Consider the following 25,294-nt stretch of genomic DNA (forward strand, 5'->3'; position numbering starts at 1 on the left):
CTTCGGGCGCTTTTTTTATGCCAGTTTGATACCGGACAATAATCCCTACCCTATTAGGGGTAATACTGATTTCGAATGAAGGTCAGTTTTTAACACTATTTTTCTACTTTTTCGATATATATCAGACTTTATAGCGATGTTATCGCTATATAAAATTCTATACATCGTTTTATTGTTTTTTTTATTGTGAGCAGCAGAGTGAGCCCTTATGAAAACTAAGATCCCTGATGCCGTGCTGGCAGCCGAGGTGAGCCGTCGTGGTTTAGTCAAAACCACCGCGATAGGCGGCCTGGCGATGGCCAGTAGCGCATTTACCCTGCCATTTACCCGCATCGCTAACGCCGCAGAGGCAATAAGCCCGGCGAAAACCGGCGAGAAAGTCGTCTGGAGCGCCTGTACGGTAAACTGTGGCAGCCGTTGTCCGCTACGTATGCATGTTGTGGATGGCGAAATCAAATATGTTGAAACGGATAATACCGGAAACGATGATTACGATGGCCTGCACCAGGTTCGCGCCTGCCTGCGCGGTCGTTCTATGCGTCGTCGCGTCTATAACCCGGATCGGCTCAAGTATCCGATGAAGCGCGTCGGCGCGCGCGGCGAAGGTAAATTTGAGCGTATTAGCTGGGACGAAGCCTACGATATCATTGCTACCAATATGCAGCGTCTTATCAAAGAGTATGGCAACGAGTCCATTTATCTGAACTATGGCACGGGAACGCTGGGCGGCACTTTGACACGTTCATGGCCGCCAGGAAAAACGCTGGTCGCCCGTCTGATGAACTGCTGCGGCGGTTATCTTAATCACTACGGTGATTACTCTTCCGCGCAAATCGCAGCGGGTCTGAACTACACCTATGGCGGCTGGGCGGATGGCAATAGTCCATCCGACATTGAAAACAGTAAGCTGGTGGTGTTGTTTGGTAATAACCCTGGCGAAACCCGCATGAGCGGGGGCGGTGTAACCTATTACCTTGAACAGGCGCGGCAGAAATCAAACGCGCGGATGATCATTATCGATCCTCGTTACACCGACACCGGCGCCGGTCGCGAAGATGAGTGGATTCCGATTCGTCCAGGTACCGATGCGGCGCTGGTCAATGGTCTGGCATATGTCTTAATCACCGAGAACATGGTCGATCAGCCGTTCCTGGATAAATATTGCGTCGGTTATGACGAAAAAACCTTGCCTGCCAGCGCGCCGAAAAACGGTCACTACAAAGCCTATATTCTGGGCCAGGGTAAAGACGGTATTGCGAAGACGCCGGAGTGGGCGGCGCAAATTACCGGTATTCCGGCGGATCGCATTATTAAGCTGGCGCGAGAAATCGGCAGCGCTAAACCCGCCTATATTTGCCAGGGGTGGGGGCCACAGCGTCATGCTAATGGAGAAATCGCCACGCGCGCCATCTCGATGCTGGCGATCCTGACGGGTAATGTTGGGATTAACGGCGGTAACAGCGGCGCGCGCGAAGGGTCTTATGCCCTGCCATTTGAACGTATGCCCACGTTGGAAAATCCGGTTGAAACCAGCATCTCCATGTTTATGTGGACCGATGCCATTGAACGCGGCCCGGAAATGACGGCGTTGCGTGATGGCGTGCGGGGGAAAGATAAGCTGGACGTGCCGATCAAAATGATCTGGAACTATGCTGGCAACTGTTTGATTAACCAGCACTCTGAGATTAACCGCACCCACGAAATCCTGCAGGATGACAAGAAATGCGAAATGATCGTCGTTATCGACTGTCATATGACCTCGTCGGCAAAATACGCCGATATTCTGTTGCCTGATTGCACTGCTTCTGAGCAGATGGACTTTGCGCTGGATGCTTCCTGTGGGAACATGTCTTACGTTATCTTCACTGACCAGGCGATTAAACCGCGCTTCGAGTGTAAGACGATTTATGAGATGACCAGCGAACTGGCGAAACGTCTTGGCGTGGAACAACAGTTTACCGAAGGACGGACGCAAGAAGAGTGGATGCGTCATCTGTACGAACAGTCGCGTAAATCCATTCCGAATCTGCCCACCTTTGAGGAGTTCCGTAAGCAAGGCATCTTCAAACAGCGTGACCCCGAAGGCCACCATGTCGCCTATAAAGACTTCCGCGAAGATCCGCAAGCGAATCCACTTACAACGCCATCGGGCAAGATTGAAATCTATTCACAGGCGTTGGCGGATATCGCCGCCACCTGGGAGCTGCCGGAAGGCGACGTGATCGATCCATTACCGATCTACACGCCAGGTTTTGAAAACTATAACGATCCGCTAACGGATAAATTCCCGCTGCAGTTGACGGGTTTCCACTATAAAGCGCGTGTACATTCCACTTATGGCAACGTAGACGTACTGAAAGCCGCCTGTCGTCAGGAAATGTGGATTAACCCAATGGATGCGCAGAAACGCGGTATCAACAATGGCGATAAAGTCCGCATCTTTAACGATCGCGGCGAAGTACATATCGAGGCTAAAGTGACGCCGCGCATGATGCCGGGTGTGGTCGCCCTGGGAGAAGGCGCATGGTATGACCCGGATGCAAAACGCGTGGATCAGGGCGGATGTATTAACGTACTGACGACCCAACGTCCTTCTCCGCTGGCGAAGGGGAACCCGTCACATACGAACCTCGTTCAGGTTGAAAAGGCGTAAGGAGTAACCGATGACAACCCAGTATGGATTTTTTATTGATTCCAGCCGTTGCACCGGTTGCAAAACCTGCGAACTGGCCTGCAAGGACTACAAAGATTTGACCCCGGATGTCAGCTTCCGCCGCATTTATGAGTATGCGGGTGGCGACTGGCAGGAAGATAACGGCGTCTGGCACCAGAACGTCTTTGCCTACTATCTCTCCATCTCCTGTAACCACTGCGAAGACCCGGCCTGTACCAAAGTCTGTCCGAGCGGCGCGATGCACAAGCGCGATGACGGTTTTGTGGTGGTGAACGAAGAGGTCTGTATCGGCTGCCGCTACTGCCACATGGCCTGCCCGTACGGCGCGCCGCAGTACAACGCGGCCAAAGGTCATATGACCAAGTGCGACGGCTGTTATGACCGGGTGGCGGAAGGCAAGAAACCGATTTGCGTGGAATCCTGCCCGCTGCGGGCGCTGGATTTTGGCCCGATAGACGAACTGCGTAAAAAACACGGAGAGCTGGCTGCCGTCGCGCCGCTGCCGCGCGCGCATTTCACGAAGCCGAATATTGTGATTAAACCCAACGCCAACAGCCGCCCGACCGGGGACACTACCGGTTATCTGGCCAATCCGAAGGAGGTATAAGATGGGAAGTGGATGGCATGAATGGCCGTTGATGATCTTCACGGTCTTTGGTCAGTGCGTGGCCGGTGGTTTTATTGTTCTGGCTCTGGCGCTGATGAAGGGCGACCTGCGCGCGGAAACGCAGCAGCGGGTGATCGCCTGTATGTTTGGTCTGTGGGTGCTGATGGGGATTGGCTTTATCGCCTCGATGCTGCATCTGGGCTCGCCGATGCGCGCGTTTAACTCGCTTAACCGCGTGGGTGCTTCCGCACTGAGCAATGAAATTGCCAGCGGCTCGGTGTTTTTTGCGGTCGGCGGGATTGGCTGGCTGCTGGCGGTACTGAAAAAGCTGCCGCCGGCACTGCGCACACTCTGGCTGATTATCACGATGGTACTGGGCGTCGTCTTCGTCTGGATGATGGTACGCGTCTATAACAGCATCGATACAGTACCGACCTGGTATAGCGTCTGGACGCCGCTGGGCTTCTTCCTGACGCTCTTTATGGGTGGCCCGCTACTGGGTTATCTGCTGCTGCGCATCGCGGGCGTGAACGGTTGGGCGATGCGTCTGTTGCCTGCGGTGTCGGTGCTGGCGCTGGTGGTTATTGCCATTATGGTGGCCATGCAGGGCGCGGAACTGGCGACGATTCACAGTTCCATTCAGCAGGCGTCTGCTCTGGTGCCGGATTATGGTTCCCTGATGGCCTGGCGTATGGTGCTGCTTGCGGCGGCGTTGTGCTGCTGGATTGTGCCACAGTTAAAAGGGTATCAACCTGCGGTACCGTTGCTCTCTGTCGCCTTCATTCTGATGCTGGCGGGGGAATTGATTGGCCGCGGCGTATTCTATGGGCTGCATATGACCGTGGGCATGGCGGTAGCTAGCTAACGCGTTGACGCGCATTCGGCCTGCAGAACGTGCAGGCCGAATGCGCCTTTAGCCACCATCAATCTAAGGAATATAACCGGGGTGGAGAAGGCGCATATAAATCCATAGAGAAGAAAACGAAGCTAAAGGAACCATGAAATTTTTCGACTGAACAAAACGCCGATTTTGCGGGTTAGATCAATAAAAACAAGGGGATGAATTTTTAGCCTTTCAATATATTCACGCGCAGAATAAGTAAATCAAATCGATAGTCTCAAAACTTGCGGATCGCCCATGCGGAGCCGATTGACAATGTTTTTGGCGATGGCATGATGCGCATGAAATTTGAACTTCCTCACGGTTTTTATTCATGTCCACCTATACCCGTCCCGTCATGCTTTTGCTGTGCGGGCTACTTTTGTTGACCCTGGCCATTGCGGTACTGAATACGCTTGTGCCGCTGTGGCTTGCTCAGGCAAACCTTCCTACCTGGCAGGTGGGGATGGTCAGCTCGTCTTATTTTACCGGCAATCTGGTCGGGACGTTATTTACCGGGTATTTAATTAAACGCATTGGGTTTAACCGTAGCTATTATCTTGCCTCGCTGATCTTCGCCACGGGTTGTGTCGGATTGGGGGTGATGGTGGGGTTCTGGAGCTGGATGAGCTGGCGTTTTATTGCCGGTATCGGCTGCGCCATGATTTGGGTGGTTGTCGAGAGCGCGTTGATGTGCAGCGGAACCTCGCATAATCGCGGGCGCCTGCTGGCTGCCTATATGATGGTCTATTACATGGGGACCTTCCTTGGACAATTATTGGTCAGTAAAGTATCTGGTGAATTGCTGCACGTCCTTCCCTGGGTGACCGGAATGATTCTGGCGGGAATTCTGCCGCTACTCTTTACCCGGATTGTAAATCAGCAAACGCAGGCACGTCATTCCTCTTCTATTAGCGCCATGCTGAAGCTACGCCAGGCGCGTCTTGGCGTGAATGGTTGCATTATTTCCGGCATTGTTCTTGGTTCACTATATGGCCTGATGCCGTTATATCTGAAGCATCAGGGGATGGCTAACACCAGCATCGGTTTCTGGATGGCGGTGCTGGTGAGCGCCGGCATTTTGGGGCAATGGCCAATGGGACGTCTGGCGGACAAATTTGGTCGCTTGCTGGTATTACGCGTACAGGTATTCGTTGTCATACTCGGTAGTATTGCCATGTTAACCCAGGCGGCGATGGCGCCAGCTCTGTTTATTCTGGGGGCGGCGGGTTTTACGCTTTATCCCGTCGCAATGGCCTGGGCCTGTGAAAAAGTCGAACATCACCAGCTTGTGGTAATGAACCAGGCGCTGTTGTTAAGTTATACGGTAGGGAGCCTGTTGGGGCCGTCTTTTGCTGCGATGTTAATGCAGAATTATTCAGATAATCTGCTGTTTATTATGATCGCCAGCGTATCGTTTATTTATCTGCTGATGCTGTTACGTAACGCCGGCCAGACGCCTAATCCTGTCGCCCACATCTGACTGTTCTCTGAATCGTATGCAGGACGTGAGTCTTGCATACTCTTTGTTTATGTTTTACGTAAAATAATTGACCTGCATAATTTTCTTGCTTTACTGAAAAATAAAATGTGCCGAAGGTTATAATTTTGCGCTCCTCTATTTTCTCTCTTCGTCTTTACCGCGCATAATCCCCCGCTTCATTTATAGTAATAGCATTGTGTTCACGAAGGATCGCGTTATGCCGAATGTGCAGGAAAAACAGTTGCGATGGTACAACATCGCCCTGATGTCGTTTATTACCGTTTGGGGATTCGGCAATGTTGTCAATAACTATGCTAACCAGGGGTTAGTGGTTGTCTTCTCCTGGGTGTTTATTTTTGCGCTCTATTTTATTCCTTATGCCTTAATCGTGGGGCAACTGGGCTCAACCTTCAAAGAGGGAAAAGGGGGCGTCAGTACCTGGATTAAGCATACGATGGGGCCGGGGTTGGCTTACCTTGCGGCATGGACCTATTGGGTCGTGCATATTCCCTACCTGGCGCAAAAGCCGCAGGCGATACTCATTGCATTGGGATGGGCTTTAAAAGGCGACGGCTCGTTGATAAAAGAATATACCGTCGTTGCCTTGCAGGGGCTGACGCTGGCATTGTTTGTTTTCTTTATGTGGGTTGCTTCCAGGGGGATGAAATCGCTAAAGGTTGTTGGGTCTGTGGCCGGGATTGCCATGTTTATCATGTCAATTTTATATGTTGTGATGGCAGTGACCGCGCCAGCAATTACAAACGTTGAAATTGCGACCACTAACATCACCTGGCAGTCATTTATTCCTCATATCGATTTTACCTATATCACCACCATCTCTATGTTGGTCTTTGCGGTTGGTGGGGCAGAGAAGATCTCGCCTTACGTTAACCAGACGCGGAATCCAGGAAAAGAATTTCCGAAGGGGATGCTCTTTTTAGCCGTCATGGTTGCGGTCTGCGCTATCCTCGGTTCGTTGGCGATGGGAATGATGTTTGATTCCCGGCATATACCTGACGATTTAATGACCAATGGGCAATATTATGCATTCCAGAAATTGGGTGAGTATTACCATATGGGTAATTCATTAATGGTGATTTATGCCATTGCCAATACTCTGGGGCAAATCGCCGCGCTGGTGTTTTCTATTGATGCGCCACTGAAAGTCTTACTGGGTGATGCAGACAGTAAATATATCCCGCAGCGCTTATGTCGTACTAACGCTTCAGGTACGCCAGTTAACGGTTATTTGCTGACATTAGTGTTGGTCGCTATCTTGATTATGTTGCCAACGCTTGGCATCGGCGATATGAACAACCTGTACAAATGGCTGCTTAATCTCAACTCAGTTGTTATGCCGCTGCGCTATCTGTGGGTATTTGTCGCCTTTATTGCCGTCATTCGACTGGCGCAAAAGTATAAACCTGAATATGTGTTTATTCGCAACCGGGCGTTGGCGTTAACTGTGGGAATATGGTGTTTTGCCTTCACCGCGTTTGCCTGCCTTACCGGTATTTTCCCCAAAATGGAGGCGTTCACGCCGGAGTGGACATTCCAGCTGACGTTGAACATCGTGACGCCTTTTGTCCTGGTCGGGTTGGGATTAATTTTCCCACTGCTGGCGCGTAGAAACACATAACGACGTTCTTTTCCACGGCGCTCCTGCCAGGCGAGCGCCTTTTAAGGTTACAGGTGCCTGGGTTCCAGGCGGAGACCACGGTATTAACAGGTGCCGGGTCAGCAATAGTTGTCAGACCTTCAACCCAGCAGCAGATAAGCGACTCTGTATTTGATACCTGGTAAGCGCAATATTGTTAACCAGGCCTGTCTGACGGCGGGGTCGGGTATTTTAGCGGTAAGAGCGTTATCCAGACAGCAAAACGGCTACCCTCATGGGCAGCCGTTTAAAAGCGGGTAAGATAGCAGGCGATTAATACATTACTTTATGACCATACTGCTCAAGAATACCCTTTACACGCTCCATAGTCTCTTTTTTGGGCGGCTTCACGCCATCCAGTTTATATTCTTCGCCCATTGCCACCCATTTATGTTTGCCCAGCTCATGATAGGGCAGCAGTTCGATTTTTTCGACATTACCCATATCGCGGGTAAACTCGCCCAGGCGATGCGCGGAATCATCGTCGTCAGACCAGCCGGGAACGACAACGTAACGGATCCAGACCTTCACATTTTTCTTTGATAAATACTGCGCGAATTCCAGCGTCCGGTGATTAGAGACACCGACCAGATTCTGGTGGATCTCATCATTCATCTGCTTGAGATCGAGCATCACCAGATCGGTAACGTCCAGCAGTTCATCAATTACCGGGTCATAACGGCGCACAAAGCCGTTGGTGTCGAGACAGGTGTGGATACCTTCTTTTTTACAGGCGCGAAACCAGTCGCGTACAAATTCTGCCTGCAAAATGGCCTCGCCGCCGGATGCCGTCACGCCGCCGCCAGAAGCATTCATAAAATGCCGATAGGTCACCACCTCTTTCATTAAGTCTTCAACGGTGATTTCTTTACCGCCATGCGTATCCCATGTGTCGCGGTTATGGCAATACAGGCAGCGCATCAGGCAGCCCTGAAAAAAGGTAATAAAGCGGATGCCTGGGCCATCAACGGTGCCACAGGACTCAAAGGAGTGAATGCGACCAATAACCGGCTTTTTATCAGCAGTTACTGCAACACTTTCATTTGTAATACAATCGGTTAAGTTACTCATATCGCTTCGGCTAGCTCTAAATAACATGGGGTTTATGGACACATTCCGGGCATGTTGAGCACCCTGGTAAGGGGGTTGCATCCTGTAAAAAAGCGGTACTGCGAGCGTAAATTTTGGACTACAGAATGTGTGGCTGTTCCAGAATGTGCTGCAATGGAGCTATTTTACCTCTATTCAGTATAAAATATACGGCAAATCTATGCTGCATAACTCGCACCGCCAGAAATTGTGGCTCATTCATCAGTCCGGTACCTCTGTTTAACGCCTCAACCGCAATACATACTGTAAGTGTATCATCCATAGCGTCCTGGTTTTGCTGTTTATGATCCGCCTCTTTTTTCGAATGGTTGGCGCCGTTTTGTTGTGGTCAGAACGAAAATAATTCTCAACATAATTCAGATGTGTCCAAAGAACGTTATGCGCTGTACAGCGCCTGGCGTCGCATTCAACGCGCAATCAGGTGTAAATCTGATGTCATTTCTAAACCCAGGCTGATTCAATCTCTTAAATAGAGTGTGGTTTTAATCAAAAAAATGAGAGCAACGGATTGGATTTTGCTTTCGCGGTAAATAATCAAGGGAGTTATTATGCCAGTTACGTTAAGTTTTGGTAATCGTCATAACTATGAAGTTAATGCTTCACGGCTAGCCCGTTTGATGAGTCCTAATAAAGAAGAAGCGCTATACATGGGGTTATGGGATAGATTTAAGGACTACTTCAGAACACACAAAAAAAGAGAGGTGCTGGAGGTATTATATACACTCATCCATGGATGTGAACGTGAAAATCAAGCTGAACTTAATGTTGATACAATCGGCATGGAGAAGATATATGCCTTTGCACAATTAAAACAATATGCTAATCCATCTCAACAAGACCGCTTTGTTATGCGTTTTGATGTGAGTCAGACACAAGTTTTATTTGAGATTGATGGCAGGGTTATTGATAAATGTAATTTGCATCGTATCCTCAACGTTTCAGAAAACTGTATTTTTAAAGTGATGGAAGAAGATGAGGAAGAGTTGTTTTTTAAAGCATGTATTAAGTATGGAGAAAAAATTGCTTGCTATCCAGAATTATTAGAAAACTTTGCTTTTGACCTTAGGCAGAAAGTTAATGAGGATGATGAAATTAGGGATGAAGTTTATAAGCTTATGCGATCTGGAGAAAATCGAAAAATGGCATGTGTTGAATGGAATGGTACGCTTACTGAGGATGAGAAGAATAAACTACGTTGTCTTCAAATGGGGTCTTTTGAGATTTCTACCCAATTTTGTAAAATAGGTTACTGGGAATTAGAGGGAGAAGTCCTGTTTGATATGGTTCATCCAACACTTATCTATCTGCTACATGGATATATACCGTCATTGTCATGTGATTTTACAGAAGCTAACACCATGCTGTTTTCTGATGCATTAAATAAGGATTATGAGGAGTATCAAAATAATAAAAGAGAAATTGATGCTATTCTGAGAAGAATATATAGATCACATAATAACACTTTATTTATAAGTAAAAATTCTGGTTGTCGAAATATGCTTTTATAAAAATTAAAAAGGCCCCACTGACATGGAGCCTTTTTTTGTACGCTTTTTATGGCGTAATTTCAGTCAAACCCATTACATGGTCTGCGTGAAGGTACGAGTAATAACGTCCTGCTGCTGTTCTTTCGTCAGGGAGTTAAAACGTACTGCGTAACCAGATACACGGATGGTCAGCTGCGGATATTTTTCCGGATGTTCCATCGCGTCCAGCAGCATTTCACGGTTCATGACGTTGACGTTCAGGTGCTGACCGCCTTCTATGGACGCTTCGTGGTGGAAGTAACCATCCATCAGACCTGCCAGGTTAGTCTTACGAACTTCGTCGTCTTTACCCAGTGCGTTCGGAACGATAGAGAAGGTATAAGAAATACCATCTTTCGCGTAAGCAAACGGCAGTTTAGCAACGGAGGTCAGAGAAGCGACAGCGCCTTTCTGGTCACGACCGTGCATCGGGTTAGCACCTGGTCCGAACGGCGCGCCAGCGCGACGACCATCCGGGGTGTTACCGGTTTTCTTACCATACACAACGTTAGAAGTGATGGTCAGAACAGACTGCGTCGGGATAGCGCCACGGTAGGTGGTCAGTTTCTGAATTTTCTTCATGAAACGTTCTACCAGGTCAACCGCCATGTCATCTACACGAGCGTCGTTGTTACCAAACTGCGGGTATTCGCCTTCGATTTCGAAGTCGATAGCCAGCCCATCTTCGTCACGAATCGGTTTAACTTTCGCATATTTGATGGCAGACAGGGAGTCAGCCGCAACGGACAGACCTGCGATACCACACGCCATGGTGCGGATAACGTCACGGTCGTGCAACGCCATCAGAGAGGCTTCGTAGCTGTACTTGTCGTGCATGTAGTGGATAACGTTCAGCGCGGTGACATACTGTTTAGCCAGCCAGTCCATGAAGTGATCCATGCGATCCATCACTTCGTCGAAGTTCAGAACATCGCCTTTGATCGGTTCGGATTTCGGACCAACCTGCATTTTCAGTTTTTCATCAACGCCGCCGTTGATTGCGTACAGCATGGTTTTCGCCAGGTTTGCACGCGCACCGAAGAACTGCATTTGTTTACCCACGATCATCGGGCTTACGCAGCATGCGATAGCGTAGTCATCGTTGTTGAAGTCCGGACGCATCAGGTCATCGTTCTCGTACTGCAGAGAAGAGGTGTCGATGGAGACTTTAGCGGCGAATTTCTTGAAGTTCAGCGGCAGTTTTTCAGACCACAGAACGGTGATGTTCGGCTCCGGAGACGGCCCCATGGTGTACAGGGTGTTCAGGAAGCGGAAGCTGTTTTTGGTGACCAAAGTACGGCCATCAACGCCCATACCACCGATAGATTCGGTTGCCCAAATCGGGTCGCCGGAGAACAGTTCATCATATTCAGGAGTACGCAGGAAGCGAACCATACGCAGTTTCATGACCAGGTGGTCAATCATTTCCTGTGCGTCTTGCTCGGTGATTTTGCCTGCTTTCAGGTCACGTTCGATGTACGCATCCAGGAAGGTGGATACACGACCGAAGGACATTGCTGCGCCGTTCTGAGATTTAACCGCAGCCAGGTAACCGAAGTAAGTCCACTGGATTGCTTCCTGAGCGTTAGTCGCCGGACCAGAGATATCGCAGCCGTATTTAGCCGCCATTTCTTTGATCTGACCCAGAGCGCGGTGCTGTTCAGCGATTTCTTCACGCAGACGGATAGTCGCTTCCAGATTTACGCCGTTTTCCAGATCGGATTGCAGAGACGTAAACTGTGCGAATTTGTCTTTCATCAGGTAGTCGATACCGTACAGCGCTACGCGACGGTAGTCACCGATGATACGGCCACGGCCATACGCATCCGGCAGACCGGTCAGAACGCCGGATTTACGGCAACGCAGGATGTCCGGAGTATAAACGTCGAATACGCCCTGGTTGTGGGTCTTACGGTATTCGGTGAAGATTTTTTTGATCATTGGGTCCAGCTCGCGATTGTACGCTTTGCAGGAACCTTCAACCATTTTGATACCGCCGAACGGGATAATCGCACGCTTCAGCGGAGCTTCAGTCTGCAGACCAACAATTTTCTCAAGCGCTTTGTTGATGTAGCCAGCGTCGTGAGAAGTGATGGTGGAAGCAACGGAGGTGTCAAAGTCAACAGGCGCGTGAGTGCGGTTTTCCTGTTTAACGCCTTCCATTACGCTGTCCCACAGCTTGGTGGTCGCGTCAGTAGCGCCAGCCAGGAAGGACTCGTCACCCTCATACGGAGTGTAGTTTTTCTGAATGAAGTCACGGACGTTTACTTCATTCTGCCAGTCACCTTTGGTAAAACCTTCCCAGGCTGTGGCTAACTTTTCATTAAGCTCGGACATGTAACACCTACCTTCTTAAGTGGATTTTTTATTTACTGCGTGTAATGGGCATCAACAGATTAATGATGCTCGTTACCACGCAGGTAAATGACCCAGTATGTCAACCCGACCAACAAACCGCCGCCGATAATATTACCGATCGTGACCGGAATCAGGTTATCAGTGATGAAGCTCATCACGGTCAGGTGAGAAAAACTTTCCGGAGACGAACCAACCGCGGTCCAAAACTCCGGTGTAGCAAAATCGCGTATTACAATACCCATAGGAATCATAAACATGTTTGCGATACTGTGCTCAAAACCGCTGGCGACAAACATGGCGACGGGCAGTACCATGATGAACGCTTTGTCCATCAGGCTACGACCTGAGTAGCTCATCCACACGGCCAGACAAACCATCAGGTTCGCCAGAATACCGAGGCAGACAGCTTCAATAAAAGTGTGGTGCATTTTGTGGTCGGCGGTTTGCAGGACGTTAAGTCCCCATTGACCGTTGGCAGTCATATACTCGCCGGAAAGCCACATCAGTAACACGAAAAGCAGAGCGCCAATCAGGTTACCAAAATAGACGTTTAACCAGTTTTTAGCCAGTTGCCCCCAAGTGATGCGACCGCTAGCTTTAGCTACAACGATCAGAACAGTAGAGGTGAAGAGATCAGCGCCGCAAATAACACAGAGAATCAGTCCCAAAGAGAAACAGATACCCCCGATAAGTTTCGCCATGCCATAAGGCATCGCGCCAGTACCGGTTGTCGCAGTAATATAAAAAACAAAGGCAATTGAAATGAATACGCCGGCGGTAATCGCCAGATAGAAAGTCTTAAGCGGATGTTTCGTTGCTTTATAGACGCCTGCTTCTTCAGCCACTTTGGCCATTGCTGCAGGGAGTAAAAGGTCAAAAGGGTTGTCAGCTTTCACACTAACTCTCTCTTTATTAAGTCGGCGACGAGATACTAACAAAGCATTATAGATGAGAATTTGATATAGATCATATCTCGCCTGGCTTATAGGCCCGTAAGTCGCATGGCTTTTATGCAATTACGGTGTAACTTTTTGATTATCCTAATAAAAATAAATTTTAAAAATTATAAATAGAGTTGAATTTTTTCCTGACTCCTCCTGCTGCACGGTTAATTAATATGGAGTAATCAACAAATAAAGTAACATCACTATGTCAATTAATTTAATATCAACAACCAATATTTAACCTTGTTATTACATTTTTCGCCGTTTAGCGAAAATAAATAAAACGGGGCCGCAAAGGCGCCCCGTAATATAACGCAGCCGAGAGGGTAAACCTACCCTAAGTCACTCATATGGCCTTATTTTGACCAGTATGCCGCTTTCGCGCGCTGTAATTTATCATACGCTTTTAACAAGGACTGATGCGCCGGGAACGCTTGTAGATCGTGGTCGACAGCCGGTAGTCCATAAAAAGCCGCTTCACCGCTAAGCGCGGCGCTGGCGGCTTCTACAGCCTCTGCGCCATACATTTTTATAAAAGCATTGAGATATTGCAGTGGCTGACGCGCATCTTCTTGCGACAGGAGCAGCAGCGTTTGCAGGCAACGGTAATAGTTTGCGCGTGCCGGACTAAAGACCGACGAATTGAACTCCATCGTCCATTCTGTCCAGATTAGCGCCTGCTCCAAATCGCCGCCCGCTAACGCTAGCATTGCTTTTAATTCGCCAACACGCAGTGTATACCAACCATTGTCCGCTCCGGTCGCCAGACCCAACAGTTCACGCACGCGGGTGAAATCGTCAAAACCTTCTTCATCCAATTGTTCAATCAGATTGAGATAGTCTTCTTTATTCCAGGCGCTACCGGGCAGCGAAAGCAGAGTCTCACGAAGATGGCTACCCATATTGTTGTTGGCCAGCCACAGATCTTCGGCAGGATAAATATCAGACATTCCCGGTACGATAATACGACAGGCGTATACGCCGAGATGCTCGTAATCGGCAATGTAAACTTCTTTATCTTCAGTAGCAAAGATGGCCATCAGCGTGGCGAATTCTTCTTCGGTAGTGCCGGAAAAACTCCAGTCCGTGAACGGGTAATCGGCGTCCTGTTTGAACAGATCCCAGGAAATCAGGCCGCTGGAGTCGATGAAGTGGGTCTCCAGATTAGTGTGCTCCGCGACTTCTTCATCATCGAACGTTGGCGGGGTGAAGACATCAAGATCTTTCAGACCGCGTCCCTGGAGTAGCTCGGTCACTGTACGTTCCAGCGCAACGCCAAAGTCAGGATGGGCGCCAAAAGAAGCAAAGCAGGTACCGTTAGCCGGGTTGAACAGCACGACGCAGATAACCGGATACTTACCGCCCAGCGAGCCGTCATAGGCGAAAATCGGGAAACCCTCGGCTTCCAGCGTGGCGATTGACTCCATTACCGCCGGATAACGCGCCATCACCTCTGCGGGAATCTCCGGCAGACTGATACTTTCTGCAATGATGCGATTTTTCACATAACGCTCGAAGACTTCCGACAGTCCCTGAACGCGGGCTTCATTACGCGTATTGCCGGCGGACATTCCGTTAGAGACGTACAGGTTGCCGATGATATTCATCGGAATATACACGGTCTGGTTATCGGACTGACGGGTAAATGGCAGGCCGCAGACGCCGCGTGCTTCATTGCCGGACTGAAGATCAATTAACTGGCTTCCGGTGAGTTCATTTTCCGGATCGTAAAACGCGCGCAGACGGGCATCAAGCAAGCCTTCCGGTACGTCGTCATTTTCAGTCAGCGGGAACCACTTTTCATTCGGATAATGCACGAATGGCCCGTTGGCGACCGTTTCGCCAAGCCAGAAATCAGCAAAGAAGTAGTTGGTTGACAGACGCTCGAAGTATTCGCCCAGCGCCGAGGCTAGCGCCGCTTTTTTGGTCGCGCCTTTTCCGTTGGTAAAGCATAACGCGCACTCTTTATCGCGAATATGCACTGACCAGACGTTTGGCACCGGGTTCAGCCAGGAGGCCTCTTCGATGTGAAAGCCGAGGTCGAGTAACTTTTGCTGGAAGCGGGCGATGGAGTCTTCCAGCGCGGCGTCTTTGCCGGGAATAAATGTTTGCGTCATGAAAATCACTTTTGTCGTACGGAAAGCGCGCAATGATACGGGTTTTATGTGACGGGCGCTATCTCGCCGGGACATCGGCGGAAATAAAAGTATTGGCTATGCTTTTACACTGGAATTCACAGGAAGAGCATAAAAAATGAAAGCATTTGATTTGCAACGAATGGCGCTGGATAACGTGCCGGTAGCGTTTTTGGGGGAAGTGGCGCTGCGTAGCTTTTACACCTTTGTTCTGGTGTTTCTTTTCTTAAAGGTGACAGGACGACGCGGCGTACGACAAATGTCGCTTTTTGAAGTGCTGATCATTTTGACATTGGGGTCGGCGGCAGGCGACGTCGCGTTTTATGATGACGTTCCGATGCTCCCTGTTCTGGTGGTATTCATCACCCTGGCGCTGCTCTATCGCCTGGTCATGTGGCTGATGGCGCATAGTGAAAAGTTGGAAGATCTGCTGGAAGGCAAGTCGGTAGTCATTGTTGAAGACGGCGAACTGGCGTGGGAAAAACTGCAGCGCTCGAACATGACGGAGTTTGAGTTTTTTATGGAGCTTCGCTTGAATGGCGTTGAGCAACTGGGGCAGGTCAGACTGGCCATCCTGGAGACAAACGGACAAATCAGCGTCTATTTCTTTGAAAATAAAGACGTTAAGCCGGGGTTAAGCATTCTTCCTGAGCACTGTACGCCACGCTTTATCGTGGCGCCGGAGGCTGGCGACTATGCCTGCGTACGTTGCAGTGAAGTGATACGCATGAACGTCGGGGAAAAGCAATTATGTCCGCGCTGCGCAAATCCAGAATGGACGAAGGCAAGCCGGGCTAAACGCGTTGTTTAACAGCGAAAATATCGGATTTATACGGTTAATCTGGAAGATTCTGTTGTGTGACGCATGCCGCATTTTCTCCTCGCATTGTTTTACCCATTGCGGCGCGTGCCACTGAATGATAAAACCGATATTCACATGAATAACGTTTGCCTGATGTCTGTCAGGCAGGAAACAATGCAGCGTGGTGAGGGGAAATGGCTCAGGTCTTTAATTTTAGTTCAGGTCCGGCGATGCTACCGGCGGAAGTACTTAAACTGGCGCAACAGGAACTGCGTGACTGGCACGGTCTTGGTACGTCGGTAATGGAAATTAGCCATCGAGGCAAAGAGTTTATCCAGGTCGCTGAAGAGGCGGAGCAGGATTTTCGCGATCTCCTTAATATCCCCTCCAACTATAAAGTTTTATTTTGTCACGGCGGCGGTCGCGGGCAGTTTGCTGGCGTGCCGCTCAATCTGCTGGGCGATAAAACCACGGCGGATTATGTCGATGCTGGTTACTGGGCGGCGAGCGCCATCAAAGAAGCCAAAAAATACTGTGCGCCGCAGATTATCGACGCCAAAATCACCGTTGACGGCAAACGTGCCGTAAAACCGATGCGCGAGTGGCAGCTTTCCGATAACGCCGCTTATTTACACTATTGCCCGAATGAGACCATTGACGGCATCGCCATCGATGAAACGCCTGATTTTGGTCCGGAGGTGGTCGTCACGGCGGACTTTTCTTCTACCATCCTGTCTGCGCCGCTGGATGTCTCTCGCTATGGCGTAATTTATGCTGGCGCGCAGAAGAATATCGGTCCGGCAGGACTGACGCTGGTTATCGTCCGGGAGGATCTGTTAGGCAAGGCGCATGAGCGCTGCCCGTCCATCCTCGACTACACCGTCCTGAATGATAACGACTCGATGTTTAATACGCCGCCGACTTTCGCCTGGTATCTTTCCGGTCTGGTGTTCAAATGGTTGAAAGCGCAGGGCGGCGTGGCGGCGATGCACAAAATCAATCAGCAAAAAGCGGAGTTGCTGTACGGTGTGATTGATAACAGCGATTTCTACCGTAACGATGTCGCACAGGCCAACCGTTCGCGGATGAACGTTCCGTTCCAGCTAGCGGACAATGCGCTGGACAAGGTCTTTCTGGAAGAGTCTTTCGCCGCCGGTCTGCACGCCTTAAAAGGGCACCGTGTTGTTGGCGGGATGCGTGCCTCTATCTATAACGCCATGCCGATTGAAGGGGTAAAAGCGCTAACCGATTTCATGATCGATTTTGAGCGTCGCCACGGCTAATACGTTTCTTTTTTCATCCCCACGGCCAGTCTGTGGGGGTTTTATTTCTGTTTTTTGAGAGTTGAGTTTCATGGAATCCCTGACGTTACAACCCATCGCGCGGGTCGATGGCGCCATTAATTTACCTGGCTCCAAAAGTGTTTCAAACCGTGCTTTGCTCCTGGCGGCTTTAGCTTGTGGTAAAACCGTTCTGACGAATCTGCTGGATAGCGATGACGTCCGCCATATGCTCAATGCCCTGAGCGCGTTGGGGATCAATTACACCCTTTCTGCCGATCGCACCCGCTGTGATATCACGGGTAATGGCGGCCCATTACGCGCGTCAGGCGCTCTGGAACTGTTTCTCGGTAATGCCGGAACCGCGATGCGTCCGTTAGCGGCAGCGCTATGTCTGGGGCAAAATGAGATAGTGTTAACCGGCGAACCGCGTATGAAAGAGCGTCCGATAGGCCATCTGGTCGATTCGCTGCGTCAGGGCGGGGCGAATATTGATTACCTGGAGCAGGAAAACTATCCGCCCCTGCGTCTGCGCGGCGGTTTTACCGGCGGCGACATTGAGGTTGATGGTAGCGTTTCCAGCCAGTTCCTGACTGCTCTGCTGATGACGGCGCCGCTGGCGCCTGAAGACACAACTATTCGCGTTAAAGGCGAACTGGTATCAAAACCTTACATCGATATCACGCTAAATTTAATGAAAACCTTTGGCGTGGAGATAACGAACCATCACTACCAACAATTTGTCGTGAAGGGCGGTCAACAGTATCACTCTCCAGGTCGCTATCTGGTCGAGGGCGATGCCTCGTCAGCGTCCTATTTTCTCGCCGCTGGGGCGATAAAAGGCGGCACGGTAAAAGTGACCGGGATTGGCCGCAAAAGTATGCAGGGCGATATTCGTTTTGCCGATGTGCTGGAGAAAATGGGCGCGACCATTACCTGGGGCGATGATTTTATTGCCTGCACGCGCGGTGAATTGCACGCCATAGATATGGATATGAACCATATTCCGGATGCGGCGATGACGATTGCCACCACGGCGCTGTTTGCGAAAGGAACCACGACGTTGCGCAATATTTATAACTGGCGAGTGAAAGAAACCGATCGCCTGTTCGCGATGGCGACCGAGCTACGTAAAGTGGGCGCTGAAGTCGAAGAAGGGCACGACTATATTCGTATCACGCCGCCGGCGAAGCTCCAACACGCGGATATTGGCACGTACAACGACCACCGTATGGCGATGTGCTTCTCACTGGTCGCACTGTCCGATACGCCAGTTACGATCCTGGACCCTAAATGTACCGCAAAAACGTTCCCTGATTATTTCGAACAACTGGCGCGGATGAGTACGCCTGCCTAAGTCGTCTGTTGCGCCAGTCGACGGGCTGGCGCGCCGAGTCCGTATTCGCACTATTTTTATAATTATGACTAATGCTAATTTGTTGATGATTTAACACATTGATTTATGTGTTTTTTATAATAGTTATCAACGGAAGATTAGTATGAAAAATAAATCATTACTACTGGCGGTGGCGATTTCCGCCACGCTACTGGCAGGATGTAAAAATGGCGTGAATGGCAATTTAATCGCCAGTTCAGGCATGTCAGCCTACAAAGCCGCCACACTGTCCGATGCGGATGTTAAGGCATTATCTAATAATGCCTGTAAACAAATGGACAGCGAGAATCAACTGGCAGGTTCGAAAAGCAAATACACCAAACGTCTGAGCAAAATCGCCAAAGCGCTGGGTAACAACATTGACGGTACGCCGGTTAGCTATAAAGTCTATATGACCAGCGATATCAACGCATGGGCGATGGCGAACGGTTGCGTTCGCGTATACTCCGGCCTGATGGATCTGATGACCGATAATGAAATTGAAGGCGTACTGGGCCATGAACTGGGCCATGTCTCTTTAGGGCACTCCCGCAAGGCAATGCAGACCGCCTATGCCACGCTGGCGGCTCGCGATGCGATTTCCGCCACCAGCGGCGTCGCAGCGCAGCTTTCCCAGTCTCAATTGGGCGATCTGGCGGAAGGCGTCATCAATTCGGCGTTTTCTCGCAGTCAGGAGTCGGATGCGGATGACTTCTCTTACGATCTGCTGAAAAAACGCGGGATTAACACCCAGGGCTTAGTCACGGCATTCGATAAATTCGCCACAATGGACGCAGGTCATGCAAAATCATTGATGGACTCCCACCCGGCCTCAGCCGATCGCGCGCAGCATATGCGCGACAGAATTGCCGAAGATAAAAAGTAAATCATTGTCATCTTTCGGGCTGGTTTCTCGCCGGCCCGCTATAATTGCGCAATTATTCCGCATCTGATTACAGACAAAACTGGTTTTTGCACGCAACGTTAACGGTCGCGAGCGTTGGCGCGTATAATGCGCGGCGTTTACGTTAACGGTACGCCTGTTTAAGGAGATAAAGATGACGGCAATTGCCCCGGTAATAACCATTGATGGCCCAAGCGGTGCAGGTAAAGGCACCTTGTGCAAAGCAATGGCGGAAGCATTGCAATGGCATCTGCTGGATTCCGGCGCGATATACCGCGTACTGGCGCTGGCGGCATTGCACCACCATGTCGATCTTGCCTCTGAAGATGCGCTGGTGCCGCTGGCGTCCCATCTGGACGTGCGTTTCGTCTCAACGGACGGCAACCTGGAAGTTATCCTGGAAGGCGAGGACGTTAGCGGCGAAATCCGTACGCAGGAAGTCGCGAACGCGGCATCCCAGGTGGCGGCATTCCCACGCGTGCGCGAAGCGCTTCTTCGCCGCCAACGCGCATTCCGCGAAGCGCCTGGTTTAATCGCCGATGGACGCGATATGGGGACCGTGGTCTTCCCGGATGCGCCGGTAAAAATTTTCCTTGACGCTTCCTCGGAGGAACGTGCGCATCGACGTATGCTACAGTTGCAGGAGAATGGCTTTAGTGTTAACTTTGAACGCCTTTTGGCCGAGATCAAGGAACGCGACGATCGCGATCGTAATCGCGCTGTAGCGCCGTTAGTTCCTGCTGCTGATGCATTAGTTTTGGATTCTACCCGATTAAGCATTGAGCAAGTGATTGAAAAAGCGTTACAATATGCGCGCCAAAAATTGGCTCTCGCTTAAATGCGACCGAATTTGTAGTACCCCCGTTGCAAAGGATTGACAGCGGGTATGTTAAACAACCCCATCCGGCACGGAGCCAGGTGGACGTTAAATATGAAACCTGAAGATTAAACATGACTGAATCTTTTGCTCAACTCTTTGAAGAATCCTTAAAAGAAATCGAAACCCGCCCGGGTTCCATCGTTCGTGGTGTTGTTGTTGCTATCGACAAAGACGTAGTACTGGTTGACGCCGGTCTGAAATCTGAGTCTGCCATTCCGGCTGAGCAGTTCAAAAACGCCCAGGGCGAACTGGAAATCCAGGTTGGTGACGAAGTTGACGTTGCTCTGGATGCAGTAGAAGACGGCTTCGGTGAAACTCTGCTCTCTCGTGAGAAAGCTAAACGTCACGAAGCATGGATCACGCTGGAAAAAGCTTACGAAGATGCTGAAACTGTTACCGGTGTTATCAACGGCAAAGTTAAGGGTGGCTTCACTGTTGAGCTGAACGGTATTCGCGCGTTCCTGCCAGGTTCTCTGGTAGACGTTCGTCCGGTGCGTGACACTCTGCACCTGGAAGGCAAAGAGCTTGAATTCAAAGTAATCAAGCTGGACCAGAAACGTAACAACGTTGTGGTTTCTCGTCGTGCCGTTATCGAATCCGAAAACAGCGCAGAACGCGATCAGCTGCTGGAAAACCTGCAGGAAGGCATGGAAGTTAAAGGTATCGTTAAGAACCTCACTGACTACGGTGCATTCGTTGATCTGGGCGGCGTTGACGGCCTGCTGCACATCACTGATATGGCCTGGAAACGCGTTAAGCATCCGAGCGAAATCGTGAACGTTGGCGACGAAATCAACGTGAAAGTGCTGAAATTCGACCGCGAGCGTACCCGTGTATCCCTGGGCCTGAAACAGCTGGGCGAAGATCCGTGGGTTGCTATCGCTAAACGTTATCCGGAAGGTACCAAGCTGACCGGTCGCGTGACCAACCTGACCGACTACGGCTGCTTCGTTGAAATCGAAGAAGGCGTTGAAGGCCTGGTTCACGTTTCCGAAATGGACTGGACCAACAAAAACATCCACCCGTCCAAAGTGGTTAACGTTGGCGACGTAGTGGAAGTGATGGTTCTGGATATCGACGAAGAACGTCGTCGTATCTCCTTAGGGTTGAAGCAGTGCAAATCTAACCCGTGGCAGCAGTTCGCAGAAACCCACAACAAGGGCGACCGCGTTGAAGGTAAAATCAAGTCTATCACTGACTTCGGTATCTTCATCGGCCTGGACGGCGGCATCGACGGCCTGGTTCACCTGTCTGACATCTCCTGGAACGTTGCAGGCGAAGAAGCAGTTCGTGAATACAAAAAAGGCGACGAAATCGCTGCAGTTGTTCTGCAGGTTGACGCAGAACGTGAACGTATCTCCCTGGGCGTTAAACAGCTCGCAGAAGATCCGTTCAACAACTGGGTTGCTCTGAACAAGAAAGGCGCTATCGTAACCGGTAAAGTCACTGCAGTTGACGCTAAAGGCGCAACCGTAGAACTGGCTGACGGCGTTGAAGGTTACCTGCGTGCTTCTGAAGCATCCCGTGACCGCGTTGAAGATGCGACTCTGGTTCTGAGCGTTGGCGACGACGTTGAAGCTAAATTCACCGGCGTTGATCGTAAAAACCGCGCAATCAGCCTGTCTGTTCGTGCGAAAGACGAAGCTGACGAGAAAGATGCCATCGCAACTGTTAACAAACAGGAAGATGCAAACTTCTCTAACAACGCAATGGCTGAAGCATTCAAAGCAGCTAAAGGCGAGTAATCCTCTGAAACTTCGGGCCTTTTAGTCCGAAGTATAACGAGATTACTTGACAGATTGCAGGTTTCGGCCTGTAATCAAGCACTAAGGGCGGCTACGGCCGCCCTTAATCAATCTCACGGCTGCAGCCAATTTGCCTTTAAGGAACCGGAGGAATCATGACCAAGTCAGAATTGATTGAAAGACTTGCAACCCAGCAATCTCACATTCCCGCTAAGGCGGTTGAAGACGCGGTAAAAGAGATGCTGGAGCATATGGCCTCGACTCTTGCGCAGGGCGAGCGTATTGAAATCCGCGGTTTCGGCAGTTTTTCTTTGCATTACCGCGCGCCTCGTACCGGACGTAACCCCAAGACCGGCGATAAAGTGGAACTGGAAGGAAAATACGTTCCTCACTTTAAACCGGGTAAAGAACTGCGCGATCGCGCCAATATTTACGGTTAAGTTTTAACGCAAAACTTGAACCCGAAAAAAGCACCGTCAGGGTGCTTTTTTCATTTATACGCCGTCAGGCGCAAACGCTATTCGACCGAAAACTGGAAAACGTTTCGCATTTTTTGCTGCGTCTTACATTTATCAGGTAAAAAACCTGGAATCCGCGCCGTATAGCACAAAATCCCCTCCAGACAATGGCGTCCTGAACCTGCACACTTTCCCGCACAGGGAGGTGTCTATGAAGATAACGACGGTCAGCGTATGCGTAGTATGCGGCATACTTCCGCTCATGATATTGCCAGTATTACCTGACACGTGGATTCTCGCGGTGCTGTTTTGTCTGGCATGTTTGCTTTGCCTCATACCCCATCACTATGCGCGCTACGCGGCATTAACCTTGCTCTTTTTCATGTGGGGGATATTTGCCGCCAGGCAGGCCATCTGGGCGGGAAACGTCCTGCCCGCCGCGACGCAGGAGGCGACAGTCGTCATTACTGCCACCGATCATATGACCACTCATTATGGGCGAATCACCCATTTGCGCGGAAAGCCGCTCTTTCCTGCTGTAGGGATTGTCCTGCATGGCCAGTACTTACCCACGGAAGTGTGTGCCGGGCAACAGTGGGCGATGACGCTGAAGGTCAGAGCGGTACACGGACAGCTTAACGAAGGCGGTTTTGATAGCCAACGTTACGCGCTGGCGCAGCACCAACCGTTGACCGGGCGTTTTCTACAGGCTAAAGCGATTAACCCTGAGTGTAGCTTGCGTGGGCGCTATCTTGCTTCGCTTCGCGCTACGCTTGCGCCTTATCCGTGGCAGCAGGTTATTCTGGCGTTGGGAATGGGAGAGCGGGGAGCGGTGTCGCAGGAGGTGAAGGCCGTTATGCGCGATACGGGGACTGCCCATTTGATGGCGATTTCCGGCCTGCATATCGCTTTTGCCGCGTTATTGGCTGCCGGATTAATCCGTGGCGGACAATTCTTTTTGCCGGTCAGATGGATTCGTTGGCAGACGCCATTGCTGGGCGGCATTCTTTGCGCGATATGTTATGCCTGGCTTACCGGCTTACAACCGCCTGCGCTGCGCACGGTGGCGGCACTGAGCGTCTGGGGAGGATTAAAATTAAGCGGACGACAGTGGAGCGGCTGGCAAGTCTGGTGCTGCTGTCTGGCCGCGATTATTTTCGCCGATCCTGTGGCGGTTATATCACAAAGTCTTTGGCTGTCAGCATTTGCGGTTGCCGGCCTGTTATTCTGGTATCAGTGGTTTCCTGCGCCAAACGGAAATTTTCCACGGGGCGTACGCTGGTTGCTTAACCTGCTTCACCTACAGGCAGGCATTACATTTCTGCTTTTGCCTCTCCAGGTGGCGCTTTTTCATGGCATAAGCGTTACCGCAATGCTGGCGAATCTTTTTGCCGTACCCTGGGTCACATTTGTGACGGTTCCACTCATCCTGGCGGGAATGATTCTGCATTTAACCGGGCCGTTTTTTCTTGAAGAGTGGGTATGGTACCTGACCGATCGCGCGTTAGCCGCGCTATTTTACCTGTTGAATGCTTTACCGCAGGGCTGGGTGAATATTGATAACCGTTGGCAGTGGCTGACGTTTTTACCCTGGCTAATGCTTATCGCGTGGCGATTAAACGTCTGGCGTACCTGGCCGGCGGTCTGTTTATGCGGGTTATTGTTGATGAGCTGGCCACTCTGGCGGCCGATAAACGCCAGCGGATGGCAGGTGCATATGCTGGATGTCGGTCAGGGGCTGGCGATAGCGATCGTCAGGGGCGATAAAGTAATACTCTACGATACCGGTCGGGCATGGCCGGAGGGCGACAGCGGGCAACAGGTTATTATTCCCTGGTTGCGCTGGCATAATCTGACGCCGGAGGGCGTTATTTTGAGTCATGAGCATCTGGATCATCGGGGCGGGCTGCGTTCGCTACAGCGGGTCTGGCCGTCAATGTGGATTCGCAGCCCGTTAGGCTGGCAGGGACATTTGCCCTGTTTTCGCGGCGAGCAGTGGCAATGGCAGGGGTTAACGTTTCAGGCGCACTGGCCGTTACGCGAAAGTGCTGATCGAGGAAATAACCGTTCCTGTGTGGTCAAAGTGGATGACGGCGTACATAGCATCCTGCTCACGGGCGATATTGAAGCGGGCGCTGAACAAAAAATGCTAAGTCGTTACTGGCGACATCTTGCGGCGACGTTTATCCAGGTGCCGCATCATGGTAGTAATACGTCGTCGTCGCTACCATTTATTCAGCGCGTACATGGTGAAGCGGCGCTGGCGTCCGCATCGCGCTATAACGCATGGCGGCTGCCGTCCCGCAAGGTAAAACAGCGCTACCGACAGCAGGCGTATCAGTGGTTTGATACACCCCACCAGGGGCAAATTTCGCTGCTGTTTTCTCGGCAGGGCTGGCGCATACAAGGCTTACGGGATCAAATTTTACCTCGCTGGTATCATCAGTGGTTTGGCGTGTCCGAGGATAACGGGTAG

18 protein-coding genes and 1 pseudogene are annotated in these 25,294 nt (G+C 50.6%); 14 read left to right on the forward strand and 5 right to left on the reverse strand.

What is annotated here, in order from left to right; translation table 11 throughout:
- Positions 1-208: 208 nt before the first annotated feature.
- From dmsA to NBA72_RS18860, 5 genes are all read left to right on the forward strand, one after another.
- Positions 209-2,653, forward strand: coding sequence for a dimethylsulfoxide reductase subunit A (dmsA, locus tag NBA72_RS18840; RefSeq protein WP_000850250.1), 2,445 nt, complete (start codon positions 209-211; stop codon positions 2,651-2,653).
- 10 nt (positions 2,654-2,663) lie between these two features.
- Positions 2,664-3,281: a dimethylsulfoxide reductase iron-sulfur subunit DmsB gene (gene dmsB, locus NBA72_RS18845; RefSeq protein ID WP_000213069.1), complete on the forward strand. Its 618-nt coding sequence runs from the start codon at positions 2,664-2,666 to the stop codon at positions 3,279-3,281.
- Between the two features lies 1 nt (position 3,282).
- Positions 3,283-4,146, forward strand: coding sequence for a dimethyl sulfoxide reductase anchor subunit family protein (locus NBA72_RS18850; RefSeq protein ID WP_000534681.1), 864 nt, complete (start codon positions 3,283-3,285; stop codon positions 4,144-4,146).
- A gap of 349 nt (positions 4,147-4,495) precedes the next feature.
- On the forward strand, positions 4,496-5,644 hold the full coding sequence (locus NBA72_RS18855) for an MFS transporter (RefSeq protein WP_042949441.1): 1,149 nt from the start codon (positions 4,496-4,498) through the stop codon (positions 5,642-5,644).
- A 217-nt stretch (positions 5,645-5,861) separates the two neighbouring features.
- A complete protein-coding gene (locus tag NBA72_RS18860) occupies positions 5,862-7,283 on the forward strand; it encodes an APC family permease (RefSeq protein ID WP_001134264.1) in 1,422 nt (473 codons plus the stop codon).
- Positions 7,284-7,574: 291 nt separating this feature from the next.
- Here the strand turns inward: NBA72_RS18860 and pflA are convergent, their stop codons facing one another.
- Positions 7,575-8,372, reverse strand: coding sequence for a pyruvate formate lyase 1-activating protein (gene pflA / locus NBA72_RS18865; protein ID WP_000067928.1), 798 nt, complete (start codon positions 8,370-8,372; stop codon positions 7,575-7,577).
- A gap of 118 nt (positions 8,373-8,490) precedes the next feature.
- Positions 8,491-8,828 (reverse strand): annotated as a pseudogene (locus NBA72_RS18870) (cytoplasmic protein).
- 131 nt (positions 8,829-8,959) lie between these two features.
- Between NBA72_RS18870 and sopD2 the strand changes: the two are divergent.
- On the forward strand, positions 8,960-9,919 hold the full coding sequence (gene sopD2, locus NBA72_RS18875; protein WP_042949444.1) for a type III secretion system effector SopD2: 960 nt from the start codon (positions 8,960-8,962) through the stop codon (positions 9,917-9,919).
- A gap of 72 nt (positions 9,920-9,991) precedes the next feature.
- Here the strand turns inward: sopD2 and pflB are convergent, their stop codons facing one another.
- The 3 genes from pflB to ycaO form a co-directional block, all read right to left on the reverse strand.
- Positions 9,992-12,274 carry a formate C-acetyltransferase gene (gene pflB / locus NBA72_RS18880; protein ID WP_001292799.1) on the reverse strand — a complete coding sequence of 761 codons (2,283 nt, stop codon included), beginning with the start codon at positions 12,272-12,274 and terminating at the stop codon, positions 9,992-9,994.
- A gap of 59 nt (positions 12,275-12,333) precedes the next feature.
- Complete coding sequence (gene focA, locus NBA72_RS18885) at positions 12,334-13,191, reverse strand: formate transporter FocA (RefSeq protein ID WP_000642539.1); 858 nt, start codon at positions 13,189-13,191, stop codon at positions 12,334-12,336.
- Between the two features lie 404 nt (positions 13,192-13,595).
- A complete protein-coding gene (ycaO, locus tag NBA72_RS18890) occupies positions 13,596-15,356 on the reverse strand; it encodes a 30S ribosomal protein S12 methylthiotransferase accessory factor YcaO (RefSeq protein WP_042949447.1) in 1,761 nt (586 codons plus the stop codon).
- Positions 15,357-15,492: 136 nt separating this feature from the next.
- Here ycaO and NBA72_RS18895 point away from each other — a divergent pair, with 136 nt between their 5' ends.
- The 8 genes from NBA72_RS18895 to NBA72_RS18930 all read left to right on the forward strand — a co-directional run bounded on the left by NBA72_RS18895 (position 15,493) and on the right by NBA72_RS18930 (position 25,294).
- Complete coding sequence (locus tag NBA72_RS18895; RefSeq protein ID WP_000642868.1) at positions 15,493-16,185, forward strand: DUF421 domain-containing protein; 693 nt, start codon at positions 15,493-15,495, stop codon at positions 16,183-16,185.
- A 185-nt stretch (positions 16,186-16,370) separates the two neighbouring features.
- Positions 16,371-17,459: a 3-phosphoserine/phosphohydroxythreonine transaminase gene (gene serC, locus NBA72_RS18900; protein ID WP_042949449.1), complete on the forward strand. Its 1,089-nt coding sequence runs from the start codon at positions 16,371-16,373 to the stop codon at positions 17,457-17,459.
- A 70-nt stretch (positions 17,460-17,529) separates the two neighbouring features.
- On the forward strand, positions 17,530-18,813 hold the full coding sequence (gene aroA / locus NBA72_RS18905; protein ID WP_023207375.1) for a 3-phosphoshikimate 1-carboxyvinyltransferase: 1,284 nt from the start codon (positions 17,530-17,532) through the stop codon (positions 18,811-18,813).
- Positions 18,814-18,955: 142 nt separating this feature from the next.
- Entirely contained in the window at positions 18,956-19,717 is a 762-nt protein-coding gene (locus tag NBA72_RS18910; protein WP_000792301.1) for a M48 family metallopeptidase, read from the forward strand.
- Positions 19,718-19,889: 172 nt separating this feature from the next.
- On the forward strand, positions 19,890-20,573 hold the full coding sequence (cmk, locus tag NBA72_RS18915; protein ID WP_000125007.1) for a (d)CMP kinase: 684 nt from the start codon (positions 19,890-19,892) through the stop codon (positions 20,571-20,573).
- A 113-nt stretch (positions 20,574-20,686) separates the two neighbouring features.
- Positions 20,687-22,360 carry a 30S ribosomal protein S1 gene (gene rpsA / locus NBA72_RS18920; protein WP_000140324.1) on the forward strand — a complete coding sequence of 558 codons (1,674 nt, stop codon included), beginning with the start codon at positions 20,687-20,689 and terminating at the stop codon, positions 22,358-22,360.
- Positions 22,361-22,515: 155 nt separating this feature from the next.
- The gene (gene ihfB, locus NBA72_RS18925; protein ID WP_000167332.1) at positions 22,516-22,800 is read left to right on the forward strand and encodes an integration host factor subunit beta; all 285 of its coding nucleotides are present in this window, start codon (positions 22,516-22,518) and stop codon (positions 22,798-22,800) included.
- Positions 22,801-23,029: 229 nt separating this feature from the next.
- A complete protein-coding gene (locus NBA72_RS18930) occupies positions 23,030-25,294 on the forward strand; it encodes a ComEC family protein (RefSeq protein WP_439005020.1) in 2,265 nt (754 codons plus the stop codon).

Source organism: Salmonella sp. NW1250 (assembly GCF_051812965.1).
Lineage (GTDB): Bacteria > Pseudomonadota > Gammaproteobacteria > Enterobacterales > Enterobacteriaceae > Salmonella > Salmonella enterica.

Bases quoted from the DNA above. Each gene is read 5' to 3' on its own strand.
- dmsA (WP_000850250.1), top strand. From the start codon at position 209: ATGAAAACTAAGATCCCTGATGCCGTGCTGGCAGCCGAGGTGAGCCGT.
- dmsB (WP_000213069.1), top strand. From the start codon at position 2,664: ATGACAACCCAGTATGGATTTTTTATTGATTCCAGCCGTTGCACCGGT.
- NBA72_RS18850 (WP_000534681.1), top strand. From the start codon at position 3,283: ATGGGAAGTGGATGGCATGAATGGCCGTTGATGATCTTCACGGTCTTT.
- NBA72_RS18855 (WP_042949441.1), top strand. From the start codon at position 4,496: ATGTCCACCTATACCCGTCCCGTCATGCTTTTGCTGTGCGGGCTACTT.
- NBA72_RS18860 (WP_001134264.1), top strand. From the start codon at position 5,862: ATGCCGAATGTGCAGGAAAAACAGTTGCGATGGTACAACATCGCCCTG.
- pflA (WP_000067928.1), bottom strand. From the start codon at position 8,372: ATGAGTAACTTAACCGATTGTATTACAAATGAAAGTGTTGCAGTAACT.
- sopD2 (WP_042949444.1), top strand. From the start codon at position 8,960: ATGCCAGTTACGTTAAGTTTTGGTAATCGTCATAACTATGAAGTTAAT.
- pflB (WP_001292799.1), bottom strand. From the start codon at position 12,274: ATGTCCGAGCTTAATGAAAAGTTAGCCACAGCCTGGGAAGGTTTTACC.
- ycaO (WP_042949447.1), bottom strand. From the start codon at position 15,356: ATGACGCAAACATTTATTCCCGGCAAAGACGCCGCGCTGGAAGACTCC.
- NBA72_RS18895 (WP_000642868.1), top strand. From the start codon at position 15,493: ATGAAAGCATTTGATTTGCAACGAATGGCGCTGGATAACGTGCCGGTA.
- serC (WP_042949449.1), top strand. From the start codon at position 16,371: ATGGCTCAGGTCTTTAATTTTAGTTCAGGTCCGGCGATGCTACCGGCG.
- aroA (WP_023207375.1), top strand. From the start codon at position 17,530: ATGGAATCCCTGACGTTACAACCCATCGCGCGGGTCGATGGCGCCATT.
- NBA72_RS18910 (WP_000792301.1), top strand. From the start codon at position 18,956: ATGAAAAATAAATCATTACTACTGGCGGTGGCGATTTCCGCCACGCTA.
- cmk (WP_000125007.1), top strand. From the start codon at position 19,890: ATGACGGCAATTGCCCCGGTAATAACCATTGATGGCCCAAGCGGTGCA.
- rpsA (WP_000140324.1), top strand. From the start codon at position 20,687: ATGACTGAATCTTTTGCTCAACTCTTTGAAGAATCCTTAAAAGAAATC.
- ihfB (WP_000167332.1), top strand. From the start codon at position 22,516: ATGACCAAGTCAGAATTGATTGAAAGACTTGCAACCCAGCAATCTCAC.
- NBA72_RS18930 (WP_439005020.1), top strand. From the start codon at position 23,030: ATGAAGATAACGACGGTCAGCGTATGCGTAGTATGCGGCATACTTCCG.